Origin of the sequence: Bradyrhizobium sp. UNPA324, from assembly GCF_006658635.1 — a bacterium.
GTDB classification, from domain to species: Bacteria; Pseudomonadota; Alphaproteobacteria; order Rhizobiales; family Xanthobacteraceae; genus Bradyrhizobium; species Bradyrhizobium nanningense.
In genome coordinates, this window is record NZ_LFJD01000004.1 from 597,454 (window position 1) to 613,222 (window position 15,769).

Annotated in this window: 14 protein-coding genes; 3 read left to right on the forward strand and 11 right to left on the reverse strand. The window is 63.6% G+C overall.

The features are described from left to right. Positions 1-3: 3 nt before the first annotated feature. Entirely contained in the window at positions 4-975 is a 972-nt protein-coding gene (dmeF, locus tag UNPA324_RS02800) for a CDF family Co(II)/Ni(II) efflux transporter DmeF (RefSeq protein WP_128920622.1), read from the reverse strand. Positions 976-1,173: 198 nt separating this feature from the next. Here dmeF and UNPA324_RS02805 point away from each other — a divergent pair, with 198 nt between their 5' ends. The 3 genes from UNPA324_RS02805 (at position 1,174) to UNPA324_RS02815 (ending at position 4,099) form a co-directional block, all read left to right on the forward strand. After that, a complete protein-coding gene (locus tag UNPA324_RS02805; RefSeq protein ID WP_141933377.1) occupies positions 1,174-1,992 on the forward strand; it encodes a chromate resistance protein ChrB domain-containing protein in 819 nt (272 codons plus the stop codon). Next, the gene (gene chrA, locus UNPA324_RS02810) at positions 1,992-3,377 is read left to right on the forward strand and encodes a chromate efflux transporter (protein WP_141933379.1); all 1,386 of its coding nucleotides are present in this window, start codon (positions 1,992-1,994) and stop codon (positions 3,375-3,377) included. The genes UNPA324_RS02805 and chrA overlap by 1 nt, the downstream gene beginning before the upstream one ends. Before the next feature lie 260 nt (positions 3,378-3,637). Beyond that, positions 3,638-4,099, forward strand: coding sequence for a cupin domain-containing protein (locus UNPA324_RS02815; RefSeq protein WP_128920619.1), 462 nt, complete (start codon positions 3,638-3,640; stop codon positions 4,097-4,099). A gap of 123 nt (positions 4,100-4,222) precedes the next feature. Here UNPA324_RS02815 and UNPA324_RS02820 read toward each other — a convergent pair whose 3' ends face one another. From UNPA324_RS02820 to UNPA324_RS02870, 10 genes are all read right to left on the reverse strand, one after another. Then, positions 4,223-6,799, reverse strand: coding sequence for a GAF domain-containing protein (locus UNPA324_RS02820; protein WP_141933380.1), 2,577 nt, complete (start codon positions 6,797-6,799; stop codon positions 4,223-4,225). Between the two features lie 1,044 nt (positions 6,800-7,843). Next, on the reverse strand, positions 7,844-10,102 hold the full coding sequence (gene parC, locus UNPA324_RS02830) for a DNA topoisomerase IV subunit A (RefSeq protein WP_141933382.1): 2,259 nt from the start codon (positions 10,100-10,102) through the stop codon (positions 7,844-7,846). 60 nt (positions 10,103-10,162) lie between these two features. Continuing rightward, positions 10,163-10,438 (reverse strand): hypothetical protein, encoded by a 276-nt coding sequence (locus UNPA324_RS02835; RefSeq protein WP_128920615.1) that lies wholly within the window; start codon positions 10,436-10,438, stop codon positions 10,163-10,165. A 102-nt stretch (positions 10,439-10,540) separates the two neighbouring features. Then, positions 10,541-11,293 carry a DNA repair protein RecO gene (gene recO / locus UNPA324_RS02840; protein WP_128920614.1) on the reverse strand — a complete coding sequence of 251 codons (753 nt, stop codon included), beginning with the start codon at positions 11,291-11,293 and terminating at the stop codon, positions 10,541-10,543. A 134-nt stretch (positions 11,294-11,427) separates the two neighbouring features. Further along, positions 11,428-11,808 (reverse strand): hypothetical protein, encoded by a 381-nt coding sequence (locus tag UNPA324_RS02845; RefSeq protein ID WP_128920613.1) that lies wholly within the window; start codon positions 11,806-11,808, stop codon positions 11,428-11,430. A gap of 21 nt (positions 11,809-11,829) precedes the next feature. Continuing rightward, positions 11,830-12,756, reverse strand: coding sequence for a GTPase Era (gene era / locus UNPA324_RS02850; RefSeq protein WP_128920612.1), 927 nt, complete (start codon positions 12,754-12,756; stop codon positions 11,830-11,832). Then, positions 12,746-13,567 (reverse strand): ribonuclease III, encoded by an 822-nt coding sequence (gene rnc / locus UNPA324_RS02855; protein WP_128920611.1) that lies wholly within the window; start codon positions 13,565-13,567, stop codon positions 12,746-12,748. The genes era and rnc overlap by 11 nt, the downstream gene beginning before the upstream one ends. Further along, entirely contained in the window at positions 13,564-14,328 is a 765-nt protein-coding gene (gene lepB / locus UNPA324_RS02860) for a signal peptidase I (RefSeq protein ID WP_128920610.1), read from the reverse strand. Before lepB ends, rnc begins: the two co-directional genes overlap by 4 nt. A gap of 250 nt (positions 14,329-14,578) precedes the next feature. Next, positions 14,579-14,998, reverse strand: coding sequence for a holo-ACP synthase (acpS, locus tag UNPA324_RS02865; protein WP_128920609.1), 420 nt, complete (start codon positions 14,996-14,998; stop codon positions 14,579-14,581). Continuing rightward, positions 14,995-15,747 (reverse strand): pyridoxine 5'-phosphate synthase, encoded by a 753-nt coding sequence (locus UNPA324_RS02870; RefSeq protein ID WP_141933384.1) that lies wholly within the window; start codon positions 15,745-15,747, stop codon positions 14,995-14,997. Before UNPA324_RS02870 ends, acpS begins: the two co-directional genes overlap by 4 nt. Positions 15,748-15,769 lie beyond the last annotated feature (22 nt).

The window sequence follows — 15,769 nt, forward strand, 5'->3', positions numbered from 1 at the left end:
GCGTCAATGCGGGCAGGTCTCGACCTCCACCGTGACATGGCTGAGGCCCTTCAGTCCGGCGAGCCGCCGCTTGTAGACCGCCGGCTGCCTCGGCTTGTCCGACACCACCGAGAGCAGCACGGCACAATGGCCGGGGCCGACCTGCCACAGATGCAGATCAGTGACGCGGTCGTCGCCGACCTCCATGCGCGCCCGGATCACCCGCTCCAGCTTCTCGTCGGCACGCACGTCGAGCAGCACCGCGCCTGATGACTTGACCAGGCCGAACGCCCAGCTCGCGATCACCACGCTGCCGATCAGGCCGACCGCGGGATCGGCCCAGACCCATCCCGAATACATCGCCACCGCGAGCGCGGCGATCGCCAGCACCGAGGTCGCGGCATCGGTCATGACATGGACATAGGCCGCGCGCAGATTGTTGTCGTGATGATGGTGGTGATGGCCGGGGTGGTCGTGGTCATGATCGTCGTCATCATGCGCATGGCTGTGGCCGTGCTCATGGCCGTGATGGTGATCATGGCTGTCGCGCAGCAGCCACGCGCTAAGGAGGTTGACGCCGAGGCCGAGGACGGCGACCGCCATGGCTTCGCCATAGACGATCGACACCGGATTGATCAGCCGCAGCACGCTCTCATAGGCGATCTCGACCGCGATCAGGCCCAGGATGATCGCGCTGGCGAAGGCCGCGAGATCGCCGAACTTGCCGGTGCCGAAGGTGAAATGCGCGTTCCCCAGATGCCGGCGCGCGAAGCGGTAGGCGAAGGCGGCGATGCCGAGCGCGGCCGCATGGGTGCCCATGTGCCAGCCGTCGGCGAGCAGCGCCATCGAACCGAACAGCGAGCCGGCGACGATCTCACCGACCATCATGACCAGCGTCAGCACGACCACGAGCCAGGTGCGCCGCTCGTTCTCGTCGTGTTTCTCGCCCAGGAAGGCGTGGTCGTGGGTCCATTGTTCGATGGAATCGGAATGCATCGAATTCTCCAGGGGATTCAGGTCTGTTGGGGCTCAGTATAGACCGGCGGGCTGCACTTTTCGAAGGCTCAATCGTCCCTTCGGATTGACAGTGCTTCTTAGTTTCGGTGTAATCTGAGCCATGGGGATTTGAGCGATCTCCCCACGAGGCGACAAGCCCAAGCATCGCGTCCCGTTCGGTTCTTGCGAGGACGCATCATGTCTACATTCACGACCATATCATCTGACAAATTGGCACGGCTGATCGGCACGGCGAACGGCCCAGTCCTGATCGACGTGCGCACCGAGGAGGATTTTGCCGCCGACCGACGGCTGATCCCCGGCTCCATCAAGCTCAGCCACGAGAATGTGACGGAATGGGGCGGCGACTTCGCCGGCCGCAGGGCCGTCGTCTCGTGCTTCCGCGGTGAGAAGCTTGCCCAGGGCACCGCGGCCTGGCTTCGCCAGCTCGGCGTGGAGGCCGAAACGCTGGAGGGCGGCTTCGAGGGCTGGAAGGCGGCCAAGCTGCCGCTGGTCGACGCCCGCAAGCTGCCGCCACGCGATGCCAAGGGGCGCACCGTCTGGGTCACGCGGGCGCGACCGAAGGTCGATCGCATCGCCTGCCCCTGGCTGATCCGCCGCTTCGTCGATCCCAAGGCGGTGTTCCTGTATGTAGCGCCGTCCGAGGTGGTCGCCGTCGGCGAGCGCTTTGGCGCCGCACCTTTCGACATCGAGAACGTGTTCTGGAGCCACCGCGGTGAGCTCTGCACCTTCGACGTCATGATCGAGGAGTTCGGCATTGCCACCCCGGCCCTGCTCCGGCTTGCGACGCTGGTGCGCGGTGCCGACACTGCGCGGCCGGATCTCGCGCCGGAGGCGCCAGGCCTGCTCGCGGCCTCGCTCGGGCTGTCGCGCATGTATGACGACGACCTCGAACAGCTCGAGGCCGGCATGTTGCTGTACGATGCCTTCTATCGTTGGTGTCGCGATGCCACGGCCGAGACCCACAACTGGCCGACCAACAAGGTGAAGGCGTAATGGATAGCCGTAACGTTCAAGCAGGAGCTGATGCCGGTCACGGCATCAGCTTCAACGAAGCCTTCCGCGTCTGGCTTCGCGTCGCCTGTCTGAGCTTCGGCGGGCCCGCGGGCCAGATCGCGGTGATGCACCGCATCCTGGTCGAGGAGAAGAAGTGGATCTCCGAAGGCCGCTTCCTGCATGCGCTGAACTATTGCATGCTGTTGCCGGGCCCGGAGGCGCAGCAGCTCGCCACCTATGTCGGCTGGCTGATGCACCGCACCGCCGGCGGGCTGATGGCGGGCGGCCTGTTCATCCTGCCCGGCATCATCGCCATCATGGGCCTCAGCTACGTCTACGCGGCTTTCGGCAATGTCAGCTTCGTCGAGGCGCTGTTCTTCGGCCTCAAGGCCGCGGTGCTCGCCATCGTGGTCGAGGCCGTGGTGCGCGTCGGCAAGCGCGCGCTGAAGAATCGCATCATGATCGCGCTCGCGGCCATCGCCTTCGTCGCGATCTTCTTCTTCGCGGTGCCCTTCCCGATCATCATCATCGCCGCCGGCCTCATTGGCTATGCCGGCGCACGCAGCGGCCGCGCCGAATTCGCCCCGGCCGGTCACGGCCATGGCGGCAGCGGCGCCGCGATCGACAGCATGCTCGGCGAAGCCGTGCCCGAACACGTCAAACCCAACACCGCGCGCACGATCCGCGTCGGCGCGTTGTGGCTCGCGCTCTGGCTGGTGCCGGTGATCGTGTTGTTGCTCGCGCTTGGGCAAGACAACGTGTTCAGCCAGATCGCGCTGTTCTTCTCGAAAATGTCCCTCGTCACCTTCGGCGGCGCCTATGCGGTGCTGGCCTACGTTGCCCAGCAGGCGGTCGAGCACTATCACTGGCTGAAGCCGCACGAAATGCTGGACGGTCTCGGCATGGCCGAGACAACGCCGGGCCCGCTGATCATGGTGCTGCAGTTCGTGGGCTTCATGGCGGCGTATCGCGACCCGAGTGGGCTGTCGCCGATGCTGGCTGCCACGCTCGGCGGATTGCTCGCGACCTGGGTCACCTTCACGCCCTGCTTCCTCTGGATCTTCGTCGGCGCCCCCTATATCGAGCGCCTGCGCGGCAACACCGGCCTTGCCGGCGCGCTCAGCACGATCACCGCCGCCGTGGTCGGCGTGATCCTCAACCTCTCGATCTGGTTCGCCCTGCACACGCTGTTCCGAGAGACGGTGCCGGTGCATGCGTTTGCGCTGAACTTCGACATGCCGGTGCTGACCAGCGTAGACATCCCCGCGCTGGTGCTGTCGATCGCGGCGGCGACTGCGATCTTCCGGTTCAAGCTGGGGATGCTGACGGTGCTGGGGGCAAGCTGTGCCGCGGGCGTGGTGCTAAGGCTGGCGGGGGTGATTTAGGGCATATCGTTCGCCACGTCCGGTTTGCCATCGAAGGCGGCGATGAAATTCATGGCGCTTCAGGGCAGCTTTGGGCCAGCAGCGACATCGTAATAAATGCCCACGGCCTCAGGCCATCACTATGAGCCGACGGTCAACAACGTTGAATGATAAAAATCAATGCGGATTAGACAATTCGTGTTTTTGCTCCGCGTCGTATGTCGATGGCCTATTGACGAAATGCAGCGTCACAGGAGCAGCCTATGAGGAAGCCTCTTCACATGTTTGTATCCTCGGTCTGCCTTCTGGCAATCGCGGGCATCAGCACACTTGCTGGAGCCCAAACTTCCGCTCCTGGAGTAATGGCGCTCGCGCCGTCCGAAATGAAATGGATGCCGCAAGGTGGCTTGGTACTTCCAGGAATGGAGCAAACAAACCTGGTGGGCGATCCAACCAAGCCCGGACCCTACACGGTCCGTTTAAAGTTTCCCGCCGGGTACAAGCTTGCCCCACATACGCACCCGGATTCCCGGGAAGTGACGATTCTGTCGGGAACTTGGTATACTGGTTACGGTGAAAAGTTCGATCCGGTATCGCTGAAAGAACTTCCCGCTGGAAGCTTTTACACCGAGCCCGCAAACGTCGCCCACTTCGTCGAAGTACGCGAGGCTGTGTTGATCCAAGTCAGTGGCACAGGACCGAGTGGACGCAAGTTCGTCAATCCGGCCGGCATTCCGAAATAGTCTTGGGCGGGCCGGCTTTGGTCGTAAGCGCCAGATCGATCCGCAGCCATGCGCTTCCGGTCTACCCCAATGAGCCGACAATCTGGGGCGCCCGCCCGGACTTCGTGTTCGGGCCATAAGCGATCATTCCGGCTTCTCGCCAATGACAGGGACGTTGCCGCGCGGCAGGGTAATGATGACCTCAGTAAATACCCCGGGTTCGGTCTCCACGTCGATCCTGCCGCCATGCTGCTTGACGATGATATCATGCGTCATCGAGAGGCCGAGGCCCGTCCCTTCCCCGCTCGGTTTGGTGGTAAAGAAGGGATTGAACATCTTTTCCTTCACTTCAGGCGGGATGCCGGTGCCGTTATCGCGAATCCGGATTTCGACAGCATCGCCGAGGTCCCTCGTGGCGGCACTGAGGAGAGGCTCAAAGCTGTCGTCGTTTAGTTCGATCTTTCGTCGCGTCGCCGCATAAAACCCATTCGAGATGAGGTTTAATAGCGCCCGGGTGATTTCCTGCGGATACAGGTCGAGCGCGCCTGCGTTGAGATCGAGGTCGTGCCTGAGAGTTATTGTAAAGCCGGGCTTCTCGGCGCGTGCACCATGAAAGGCGAGGCTAAGACTCTCCTCGACCAGCCTGTTGATCTCGGCCGACCGACGTTCGCCAGAGCCCTCGCGCGAGTGAAGCAGCATATTCCTGACGATGGAGTCAGCGCGTTTGCCGTGCTGCACGACCTTGCCGAGATTGTCCTTCAACAGGCCGGTGATCTCGTCAACGTCGGCACGAAGCGTCTGGTCCAGCGCGGCAGGCTCGAGTGCACCCTTCAGTTCTTCCGTCAGCTCGACCGAAAGGGCGGCAAAATTATTGACGAAGTTGAGCGGGTTCTTGATCTCGTGCGCGATGCCCGCGGTGAGCTGGCCGAGCGAGGCAAGCTTTTCGGTCTGCACCAGGCGGTCCTGTGCGGTGCGGAGGTCGTCGAGGGATTGCGAGAGATCGTCGGTTCGCTGCCGCAGCTCCTTGAGCAATCGTGTGTTTTCGATGGCGATCACCGCTTGTGCCGCAAAATTTTCCAGCAACTCGACCTGCTTGTCGCTGAACTCTTGCACTTCCTTGCGGTAGACAGCAAAGCCACCGACAAGCTCGCTCTCCTTGAGCATCGGCACAATCAGAATGGTGCGGGCTCCGGCGACCTTGTAGATCAGATCGTCGGGATGCTCTGTGGCGATATCGGCAATGTGAACCAGCGCCTTGGTCTCGACGAGGCGCCCCAGCGAAGGCGCCCCATCAAACGGCGCGATGAAGTGTGGCGGCGTTTCCTGGTCGGGCGCGTACAATTGCGGCACGTTTTGCGCGGCCATTCGCGCCACCCGCCGCAACCTGTCGCCCTCGTATAGGAGCAGCGTCCCAAAACTGGCACGGCAGATGCGCACTGCATTTTCCAGCATGGCCTCGAACACCGGCCCAAGTCCGCCAGGCGAACTGGATATGACTTGTAGCACTTCCGACGTCGCGGTTTGCCGCTCCAGCGCTTCCCTCGTTTCATTGAACAGCCGCGCGTTCTCGATGGCGATCACCGCCTGGTCTGCAAAAGTCTCGACCAACTCGATTTGTTTCGCGGTGAAGGAGCTTCGCCCAAGCAGACTTAATACTCCAAAAACCCGACCTTCTCGTATGAGAGGAACACCGAGCGCCGCCCGGAAGCCCATCAGCCTTTGCGCTGCCAACCGGGTAAATTCAGGATCAACAAGGACGTCAGGGATATGGACAGTACGCCCTTCGACAATCGTTCGCCCAAAAATCGTGCCTCGGTCCGGTTTGGGCGATTGGCGCGCTAAATGGTCGCGCCACTCAGGAGTACAGCCATAGTCCGCGGCAAGACGGTAGGTTGAGCCATCTTGATATCGGACAGTTCCGATATCGGCTTCGCATAAGCGACATGCCGACGAGAGCAACGTGTTAAGCACGGGTTGCAAGTCAAACGTCGAGCGGCTGATCACCTTCAGCACATCGGCGGTCGCGGTCTGCTGTTGCAAGGACGTCTCCAGGTCGCGGGTTCTGGCCTGCACCTCGTCGAAAAGCCGCGCATTCTCGATCGCGATCACGGCCTGGTCGGCGAATGTTTGCAAGAGTCGAATTTGCTGCTCTGAAAATGCCGTCGGCTCCGCTTTGCCGACCGTTATGGCCCCGACAGATTTTCCCTCGTGAAGCAGAGGAACCGCGAGCACCGCCCGCCATCCTCCGGCCAGCGCGAACTCCCGCGAATACTCGGGATCCGCAAGCACGTCGGGGATCTGGACGATCGCACGGTCGAGGATGGCGCGCCCGCCGACGAAGGAACGATTGATCTGCCTGAGGTCCTGACGCTCCTTAATTTGATTTAAGGCCGTGGCGGAAAAATTCTTCGTAGCGGCGAAGCGAAGACGATCGTTGTCGTGTAAATATACAACGCTGAATATGGCACCGCAGAGACGCGCAGCGCTCTCAACGATCGCCTCGAATACAGGTTGGGCATCCACCGGCGACTTGCGAATGATGCTCAGCACTTCGCTGGTGGCAGCCTGTTGCTGAAGTGCCTCGTTGAGTTCTCTGGTCCTTTGGCGAAGTCGATGATTTAGAGCGTCGTTAGATAGGACCGACGCCGGCAACTTGCCAGCCTTGCTTCTCTGCTGACGTCGCCCCTTCCCAGGTCGAACCTTGTCACCGCGTTGCCGCATGGTCGCACTCTACCGTTCCACCGATATTCAATTCTAGGCGAAAAGCTGGCTTTCACGCCATGGGGGCATCGTCCGCTTTGGGCTCACAAGCGGCCATCCCACCGCTGTCGGATCCTGGCTCGGTCACCGCCCGTAAGCCGACATTCAGGCGCTTGAGATAAAGGGCAATTCTGGGCCCGGATCAGCTAATTCAGAGAGGCCGTTGCCCGTCGGGCAAAATAGCCCGGTCAGTTTGACCACACCGCCTGTCAAGCCCAGTCCGACAAAATATTCCACTTTACCGAAATTCGGATTTATCGTACACACGAAACACCCTGGCCCGTCACAAGAGGCGGATCGCGATCGTCACGAACCGCGGGCTGGGCAGCGATGGACGCGACGGCGCCGGCGCGACAGGCATTGCAGGGCGGGACACCGTGAGCAATGGCTTTCGCGTGAACGACACGGCGCTGACAGCGTCTTCGCATGGCTTCGGGGGCGAGCACACGCCACCCCCCGGATTCCCAGCGAGGACGCGCGCGGACGGAGAAGTCGTGTGGTCCCGACGCCCGGGGTTCTGGCGTCAAGCCTTTGCGGTGATGCGGCGGCCAACCGGTGCGCGCATCAACCCGCCGCAAGGCGACGGGGGCAATTGTGCAACGCTCCCCGAGGAGAGCACGAAGGACACCGTTAAAACCATTCGCGCAGGGAAGGCCGGGCGACCGGCATCACCTGTGGTCCACCCCGTGTGCATCTTTCACAGCGCACGGATCTCGGGTGCCGCCGGCGCCCGGCCTTCCCTGCGCCCTCGTCATTTTCGAGGGCGAACGAGAAGCAAAACTCGGGCGAGCCGCGCCGCGAGAAGGCGATGCTGTGTCTGCTGTTTGAGATGTGTATCGGAGCTACGACCCGTCCAGCCTCACTCTCGGTGTCATCGCCCGGCTTGACCGGGCGATCCAGTACTCCGAGACGGTCGTGATTGAAAAGAGAGGCCGCGGCGTACTGGATGCCCCGGTCAAGCCGGGGCATGACACCACCGTTATGGTAACAGCGCGTCCAGCTGCCCTACCCGATCACCCTGCCGAACTTGTTCGACTTCGGGAAACCCTTCGGCGGCAGGCGGCCGGCGTCGGCGCGGGTGCCTTGCCATTCGCTGAGCTCCTTCATGGTCGCGGAGAATTCGCGGCCCGCGGAGTCCTTCCAGATCAGGCCGGCCTTGGCCTCGAACACGGCGACGTCCGAGAGGCCGCCGTCCTTGTACTTCTGCAAGCGCACGCCGCGGCCACGGGCCATCTCCGGCACCTGGTCGAGCGGGAAGACCAGCATTTTGCGGTTCTCGCCGATGACGGCGACGGTATCGCCCATCACCTCGGTGATCGCGCGCGCCTCGTTCGGCATGTCGACATTGAGGACCTGCTTGCCCTTCTTGGTGGTGCCGACGCAATCGTCCTCGTTGACGACGAAACCCTGGCCCTCATGGCTCGCGACCAGGAATTTGCGTCCGCCCTTGTTGACGAACAGCGCGACGGGCGCCGCCTCCTGCTCGAGGTCGATGAACAGGCGGATCGGCTCGCCATGTCCGCGCCCGCCCGGGAGCTTGGCGACATCCAGCGTGTAGAACTTGCCGTTGGTGGCGAACAGCAGGAGCTTCGAGGTCGTCTCGGCGAAGAAGGCGAAGCCGAGCTTGTCGTCCTGCTTGAAGGCGAGCCCCGAGAGGTCCTCGACATGGCCCTTCATGGTGCGGATCCAGCCCTTGTCGGACACAACGACCGTCACCGGCTCGCGCTCGACGAGGGCTTCCTCCATCGCGGCGAGATCGTGCTCGGGCGCGTCGGCGAAGGTGGTGCGGCGCTTGCCGAGCGGCGTCTTCGGCCCGAACATGTCGCGGACCTTGCCGACCTGCTCGCCGACCTTCTTCCACTGCTCGGCTTCGGAGGCGAGCACGCCCTCGATGCCCTTCAGCTCCTTGCGCAGATCCCTGTCTTCATTCCGGATCTCCATTTCCTCGAGCCTGCGCAGATTGCGCAAACGCATGTTGAGGATGGCTTCGGCCTGGACCTCGGTGAGCTTGAATGCCTTGATCAAGGCCGGCTTCGGCTCGTCCTCGGTGCGGATGATCTTGATCACCTTGTCGAGGTTCAGATAGGCGACCAGATGGCCGCCGAGCACTTCCAGCCGGTGCTCGATCTGCGCCTTGCGGTAATTGCTGCGGCGGATCAGGACGTCGCGCAGATGGTCGAGCCATTCGCGCAGGCACTCCGCGAGCCCCACCACCTTGGGGACACGGCCCTTGATCAGGACGTTGAGGTTCAGCGGAATCTTGTTCTCGAGCTCGGTGAGCCTGAACAGCGATTCCATCATCAGCGCGGGATCGACGTTCTTCGATTTCGGCTCGATCACGATGCGGACGTCTTCGGCCGACTCGTCCCTGATGTCGCCGACCAGCGGCAGCTTCTTCTGGTCCAGCAGCTCGGCGACCTTCTCGATCAGCCGCGACTTCTGCACCAGGAACGGGATCTCGGTGACGACGACGACCCAGGTGCCGCGCGCGCCCTCCTCCTGCGTCCACCGCGCACGGACGCGGAACGAGCCGCGGCCGGTGGTGTAGGCTTCAGCGATGGCCTGCTTGGAATCCACGCAGATGCCGCCGGTCGGGAAGTCCGGCCCCTTCACCCATTTCAGCAGGGCCTTGGATTTCGCGTCGGGCTTCTCGATCAGGTGCAGCGCCGCGTCGCAAAGCTCGGCGGCGTTGTGCGGCGGGATCGAGGTCGCCATGCCGACGGCGATGCCCTGTGCGCCGTTGGCGAGCAGGTTCGGGAAGCCGCCGGGCAGCACGACCGGCTCCTTCGACTGGCCGTCGTAATTGGCGCGAAATTCGACGCCATCCTCATCGATGCCGTCGAGCAGAAGCCGCGCGACGTCGGTCATGCGCGCTTCGGTGTAGCGGTAGGCGGCGGGGTTATCGCCGTCGATATTGCCAAAATTGCCCTGGCCGTCGACCAGCGGGTAGCGCGAGGAGAAATCCTGCGCCAGGCGCACCATGGCGTCGTAGATCGCCTGGTCGCCGTGCGGATGGAACGAGCCCATCACGTCGCCGACGATCTTGGCGGACTTTTTGAAAGCGGTGCCGGGGTCGAGCCTGAGCAGGCGCATGCCGTAGAGGATGCGGCGGTGGACCGGCTTCAGGCCGTCGCGCGCGTCGGGCAGCGCGCGGTGCATGATGGTGGAGAGCGCATAGGCGAGATAGCGCTCTTCCAGCGCTTCCTGCAGCCGGACCTCGTGAATTTCAGCCGGTTCTTCCGGCGGAACGATTCGTTTTCCCATGCCGCCCGGTTAAACCGTGGAAGGGAATCGGGCAAGGATGGATTGGTTCCCTGTGGGCGGCTACTGCCCTGCCCAGCCGGCGGTCACGGTCGGAGTGGTGGCCTGGGCCGGCGCCGGCACATTGGTCAGGCAACGCCGGGCAGCCTCGATTTCGGCCTCCGTCGCACCCTTCGACCGCGCCCATGTCTCTGCAGCGGCAGCGGAATATTTGGCTACGTAGTACCGGACGACGGTGCAGGAGGCGCGCCGAAACACGCCCGGCTGCGGCTCGCCGGCCATGGCATCGGGCGCGAACGCGAGCAGCGCCGCGGACAAGGCGAATCCCCTGATCAACATTTAGGCTGTCCCCCGTTGTGGAACCCAGCGAGGCCAATTCAACCGCCCCGATTTCGTTCCCGGGAACTCCATGTTGGAGGACAAGGCAGAGTCCCGTTTCGCTCATGGCGCGGGAATCGCGGCCCTCGCCTGTTGCCGGATCAGAGCGTTGATGAAGCCCGCGCGTGCGTCGGAATGGCCCTGCCCGCGCGGCTCCAGCACGTGACGCAGCAGGAACAGGCCGGTGAGCCGAAAGCCATCCTGAAGGTCCTGTTCGGAAAGTTCGCTGGCGGCTTCGCCGTGTCGCAGAAACGGCGGCAGCCGCAGCAGCCGGTCGCGCCACGGCTCGCCAGCATTGCGCGACACCGCCCCGCCGGACTTCGGCGAGACGTAGATCAGGTCGGTGGTCTCGCCGGTGACGGCGCAATTCTCCAGCGCCAGCCCGAAGCCGAGCTCGGCCAGCATCGCCAGCTCGAAATGGATGAGGTGCACGGCGGCGCTGCCGATGTCGTCGAAATCGTCGAGCGAATGCTCGAGCCGCGCAAAGATATCCTCGTGCGGATCACGCTCCGGCAGCAGCCGCGCAATCGAGGCGAGATGAGTGACCCCGTAAACGCCGTGGGACGATCCCAGCAAGGTGGCCGCGCGCAGCTTCAGCCCCTCGATCGCATAGGTGCCGAGATGCTCGTCGAGCCTTGCCCGCCACACCGCGCTGACGCTGTTGCCAGGCTGCAGCAGCGGCCGCATCCGCGAGCCGGCTCCACCGCGGACAAGGCCGAGATGCCGGCCGTGCGCGCGCGTCAGGAGCTCGACAATGGCGCTGGATTCGCCATGCCGCCGCACGCCCAAGACGATGCCTTCGTCGGTCCATTCCATGGGGTGAAGTGTAGCCCATTTCGCGCTGTCGTAGGGTGGGCAAAGCGAAGCGTGCCCACGGATTTGATCGACGTGGTGGGCACACGGCGCGCAAGGTGCGCGCCTTTGCCCACCCTACGGCACCGTGCAAGACGCTACGCGTTGAACCAACCCTGCGCGTCGCCGGTGAAGGAGAAGTACAGGCCCATTGTCGTCAGCACGCAGGAGACGATCTCGATGGCGCTGTCGAGCTCCAGGCCCTTCTCGCCGATGATCTGGCCGAGCGAGATCACCGACAGCACGAGCGCCGCCGCCAGCACCCAACGCGGCCAATTCTTGCGATGATGTGCGGCCAGCCTAACGAAATAAACGAGGAGCAGGATCATGCCGCCGGCGAGCAAGGTCCCCGCCATGATCATCTGTTCGGTCGTCTCGGCGCTCGGCGTGCGGTCCTGTACGGCAACGGACAAGGCGTCCAGCATCAACGATGCATAGAGCAGCGCTTCGAAGCGCCGGACGTTACTGGGCACGCTCATCGGATACCGATCGTTTCTTGGTTATTCCCTGGGGAAGTCCAGACCCATCTCGCGATAGCGATCGGGATCGTCGCCCCAGTTTTCGCGCACCTTGACGAACAGGAACAGATGCACCGGCACGTCCAGGATCTGCATCAATTCTTTCCGCGAGTCCGCGCCGATCGACTTGATGGTGGCGCCGCCCTTGCCGAGCACGATCTTGCGCTGGCTTTCGCGCTCGACGAAGATCGTCTGCTCGATCCGCACCGACTTGTCCTTGCGCTCCTCCCACTTGTCGGTCTCGACAGTGGACTGGTAGGGCAGCTCCTGGTGCAGCTTCTGATAGATCTTCTCGCGCGTGATCTCGGCCGCCAGCTGCCGCATCGGCGCGTCCGACATCTGATCCTCAGGGTAGAGGTACGGGCCCGGCGGCACCATTTCCGCAAGCGTCCTGCGGATGTCGTCGACGCCGTCGCCGGAGATCGCCGAGATCATGAAGGTCCGCGCGAACTTCATGCGCTCGTTGGCAGCCTGCGCCAGGGCGAGCAGCTTCTCGCGCTGGACCAGGTCGACCTTGTTGATGACGAGGATCTTGTCGTGATTGACGCTGGCAGCCTTGGTGAGGATTGCCTCGGCTTCCTCGTCGATCCCGGTCTTGGCGTCGAGCAGCACGCAGACGAGATCGGCGTCATGCGCCCCGCTCCAGGCGGTCGAGACCATGGCACGGTCGAGCCGCCGCTTCGGCAGGAAGATGCCGGGCGTGTCGACCAGGATGATCTGCGCGTTATTCTCGATCACGATGCCGCGGATCAGCGCACGCGTGGTCTGCACCTTGCGCGAGACGATCGTGACCTTGGCCCCGACCAGCGCATTGACCAGCGTGGACTTGCCGACATTCGGCGCGCCGATCAGCGCAACGAAGCCGCAACGCGTCGCGGTAGGCATCTCGCCACTTGCTTCAGCCGTCATTGCCGCCGCCGACGCCTTCGCGTTCGATCATCACCGATGCTGCTACCTTCTCTGCCGCGCGCTTGCTGCCGCCGATGCCCTCGGCCGGCGCCAGCCCCGGCAGGTCGACGGCGACGCGGAACTGCGGATCGTGATGCGGGCCGGTGCGCTCGACCTCGCGGTAAACCGGCGTCGGCAGCCCCTTTCCTTGCGCCCATTCCTGCAGCACGGTCTTGGGATCGCGCAAGGGACGGCGCGGCTTGTGCATGCGCTCGGTCCAGTTACGTTTGACGAATTCGGACGCCGCTGCGTAGCCGCCGTCGAGGAAGACGGCGCCGATCACGGCCTCGCAGATGTCGCCGAGGATGGACTTGCGCAGGCGGGCATCGGCGCTGGAGCCGACCGAGCCGAGCTTGATGTCGTCGAGCAGGCCGAGCGACTTGGCGACGTCGGCGCAGCTTTCCTTGCGCACGAGCTCGGCAAGACGCTTGGAGAGCTCGCCCTCATCGGCGTTGGGGAAGGCGTGATAGAGCATATCGGAGACGACGAGCCCGAGCACGTGGTCGCCGAGGAATTCCAGCCGCTGATAGCTGTCGCCCCGCTTGCGCCCGGACTTCAGCGCCGAGACATGCGTGATCGCCTGCATCAGCATATTTGGGTCGGCGAAGCTGTGGCCGATGCGCGCCTCGAGCGCCGCGTTGGCATCGGTGCCCTTGGCCTTGCTGCTCCGCGCCCGCTTCTTCTTGGCAGGCGTCTTCGGTGCAGCTTCGCTCTCAGGAGCGGCTTGCGCCTCGTTCGGTTGGATCGCGATGTCCTTGGCTTCGTCTTTCATCGGACGATTTTGAAGAAGCGATTCCAGCGCACCGCCCACGGCCAGCGCCAGAACATCCAGGCATGCTCGCCTTCGGCGATGGAGAAGAAGATCATCTGGGCGCGGCCGATCAGATTCTCCTTCGGCACGTAGCCGACCTGGCCGAGAAAGCGGCTATCGGTGGAGTTGTCGCGGTTGTCGCCCATCATGAAGAAATGGCCTGATGGGACGGTGTAGACGTTGGTGTTGTCGACGTAGCCGTTGTCGGCGCAGTCGAGCGTCTCATAGGAGACGCCGTTCGGCAGTGTCTCCTTCCAGCGCTTCACCCGGGAGATGCCGCCGCCTTCCGAGCCGCAGGGCTCCTCGCCGACATATTCGCTCATCCGCTGCCGCTCGACCGGCGTGTCGTTGATGTAGAGCAGCCCATCCCGCATCTGGATGCGGTCGCCGGGAAGGCCGATCACGCGCTTGATGTAGTCGGTGGAATCGTCCTTCGGCAGGCGAAACACGACGATGTCGCCGCGGGCCGGGTCCGAGCCCCAGATCCGCCCGGAGAACAGCGGCGGCGAGAACGGGATCGAATAGTGGCTGTAGCCGTAAGAATATTTCGAGACAAACAGATAGTCGCCGACCAGCAGCGTCGCCTTCATCGAGCCGGACGGGATATTGAAGGGCTGGAACAGGAATGTGCGGATCACCAGCGCGATCAGGAGAGCGTGGATCACAACCCGGATCGTTTCGCCGACGCCGCTCTCAGTTTTCGTTCCCGAAGTCACGCTCATTGCTCTCTCAATTCCGGCCGGCGGTCACAGAGCGCCCTCCTCCCGCGAAGAGCCCACCGGTTCGCGGCGCAAGGAGATTGTCCTGATTCTGATAGTGAGGGCCAATTCCGGCGTAAAGCCGAATTCGCCCAGGCTGATTTGCGTCCGCGGACTTTTAGACGGTTGTCGGAGGCCACGCAATCAAGGATCGCATCGAAACTGAGTAAGACATTGATTTTAAATAAGAATTATAAAGCGATCACGGTGAGGATCAGGACTTGGCCAGCGGGACGGCGGAAATGATGACGAAGGCCTGCGCCAGCGGCCAGTCATCGGTGATCGACACGTCGATCCGGGCCTCGAATCCTTCCGGCGTCAGGGCCTGAAGCCGGGCCAGGGCGCCGCCGGTCAGCTGCATGGTCGGCCGGCCGCCCGGAAGATTGACCACCCCCATATCGCGCCACCACACGCCGCGCCGAATCCCGGTGCCGAGCGCCTTGGAGCAGGCCTCCTTGGCGGCGAAGCGCTTGGCGTAGGTCGCCACCACCATCTTCTCGTTCTTGGCGCGGCGCTCCGCCTTGGCCCGCTCCGCCACGGTGAAGATGCGGTCGAGGAAGCGCTCGCCATGGCGCTCGATCACCTTGGCGACGCGGGTGATGTCGATGAGGTCGGAGCCAATGCCGATGATCACGCCCGGCTCCGGCCGCGGTCCATCGCCGCGCGCATGCTGCGCACCGTCTCGGCAAGACCGACGAACAGCGCTTCGCCGATCATGTAGTAGCCGATGTTGAGCTCCATGATGTCAGGCAGAGCCGCGATCGTCTCCGCCGTCGTATAGTCAAGCCCGTGCCCGGCATGGACCTCCAGCCCGGCGGCCGTAGCCAGCTTCACGCCCGCAACGATCCGCTGCCATTCGGTCTCGGCCTTGGCGGTGTGGCCGTCGACCACGGCGTCGCACCAGGCGCCGGTGTGGATCTCGATCACGGGCGCGTGCAGCCGCGCCGCCATCTCGATCTGGGCGGGATCGGCGGCGATGAACAGGGAGACCCGAATGCCGGCGTCGGTCAGCCGCGCGATATAGGGCGCGAGCGCGTCATGCTGGCCGACCACGTCCAGCCCGCCTTCGGTGGTCACCTCCTGCCGGCGCTCCGGCACCAGGCACACCGCGTGCGGCTTGGTGGCGAGCGAGATCCGCATCATGTCGTCGGTCGCCGCCATCTCGAAATTGAGCGGCTTGGAGATCTCGGCCTTCAGCCTCGCCATGTCCTCGTCGCGGATGTGGCGGCGATCCTCGCGCAAATGGGCGGTGATGCCGTCGGCGCCCGCCTCGATCGCCAGCAGCGCCGCCCGCACCGGATCCGGATGGCGGCCGCCGCGCGCGTTACGCACGGTTGCGACGTGATCGATATTGACGCCGAGGCGGAGCTTCGAAGCGGGCATTTCAGGACTCGCAGAATCAGAG

What these genes read in the sequence shown, in the direction of transcription:
- parC (WP_141933382.1), bottom strand. Translation starts at nt 10,102, where the DNA reads ATGGGAAAACGAATCGTTCCGCCGGAAGAACCGGCTGAAATTCACGAG.
- UNPA324_RS02815 (WP_128920619.1), top strand. Translation starts at nt 3,638, where the DNA reads ATGTTTGTATCCTCGGTCTGCCTTCTGGCAATCGCGGGCATCAGCACA.
- recO (WP_128920614.1), bottom strand. Translation starts at nt 11,293, where the DNA reads ATGGAATGGACCGACGAAGGCATCGTCTTGGGCGTGCGGCGGCATGGC.
- chrA (WP_141933379.1), top strand. Translation starts at nt 1,992, where the DNA reads ATGGATAGCCGTAACGTTCAAGCAGGAGCTGATGCCGGTCACGGCATC.
- era (WP_128920612.1), bottom strand. Translation starts at nt 12,756, where the DNA reads ATGACGGCTGAAGCAAGTGGCGAGATGCCTACCGCGACGCGTTGCGGC.
- rnc (WP_128920611.1), bottom strand. Translation starts at nt 13,567, where the DNA reads ATGAAAGACGAAGCCAAGGACATCGCGATCCAACCGAACGAGGCGCAA.
- UNPA324_RS02805 (WP_141933377.1), top strand. Translation starts at nt 1,174, where the DNA reads ATGTCTACATTCACGACCATATCATCTGACAAATTGGCACGGCTGATC.
- UNPA324_RS02870 (WP_141933384.1), bottom strand. Translation starts at nt 15,747, where the DNA reads ATGCCCGCTTCGAAGCTCCGCCTCGGCGTCAATATCGATCACGTCGCA.
- UNPA324_RS02845 (WP_128920613.1), bottom strand. Translation starts at nt 11,808, where the DNA reads ATGAGCGTGCCCAGTAACGTCCGGCGCTTCGAAGCGCTGCTCTATGCA.
- lepB (WP_128920610.1), bottom strand. Translation starts at nt 14,328, where the DNA reads ATGAGCGTGACTTCGGGAACGAAAACTGAGAGCGGCGTCGGCGAAACG.
- UNPA324_RS02835 (WP_128920615.1), bottom strand. Translation starts at nt 10,438, where the DNA reads ATGTTGATCAGGGGATTCGCCTTGTCCGCGGCGCTGCTCGCGTTCGCG.
- UNPA324_RS02820 (WP_141933380.1), bottom strand. Translation starts at nt 6,799, where the DNA reads ATGCGGCAACGCGGTGACAAGGTTCGACCTGGGAAGGGGCGACGTCAG.
- dmeF (WP_128920622.1), bottom strand. Translation starts at nt 975, where the DNA reads ATGCATTCCGATTCCATCGAACAATGGACCCACGACCACGCCTTCCTG.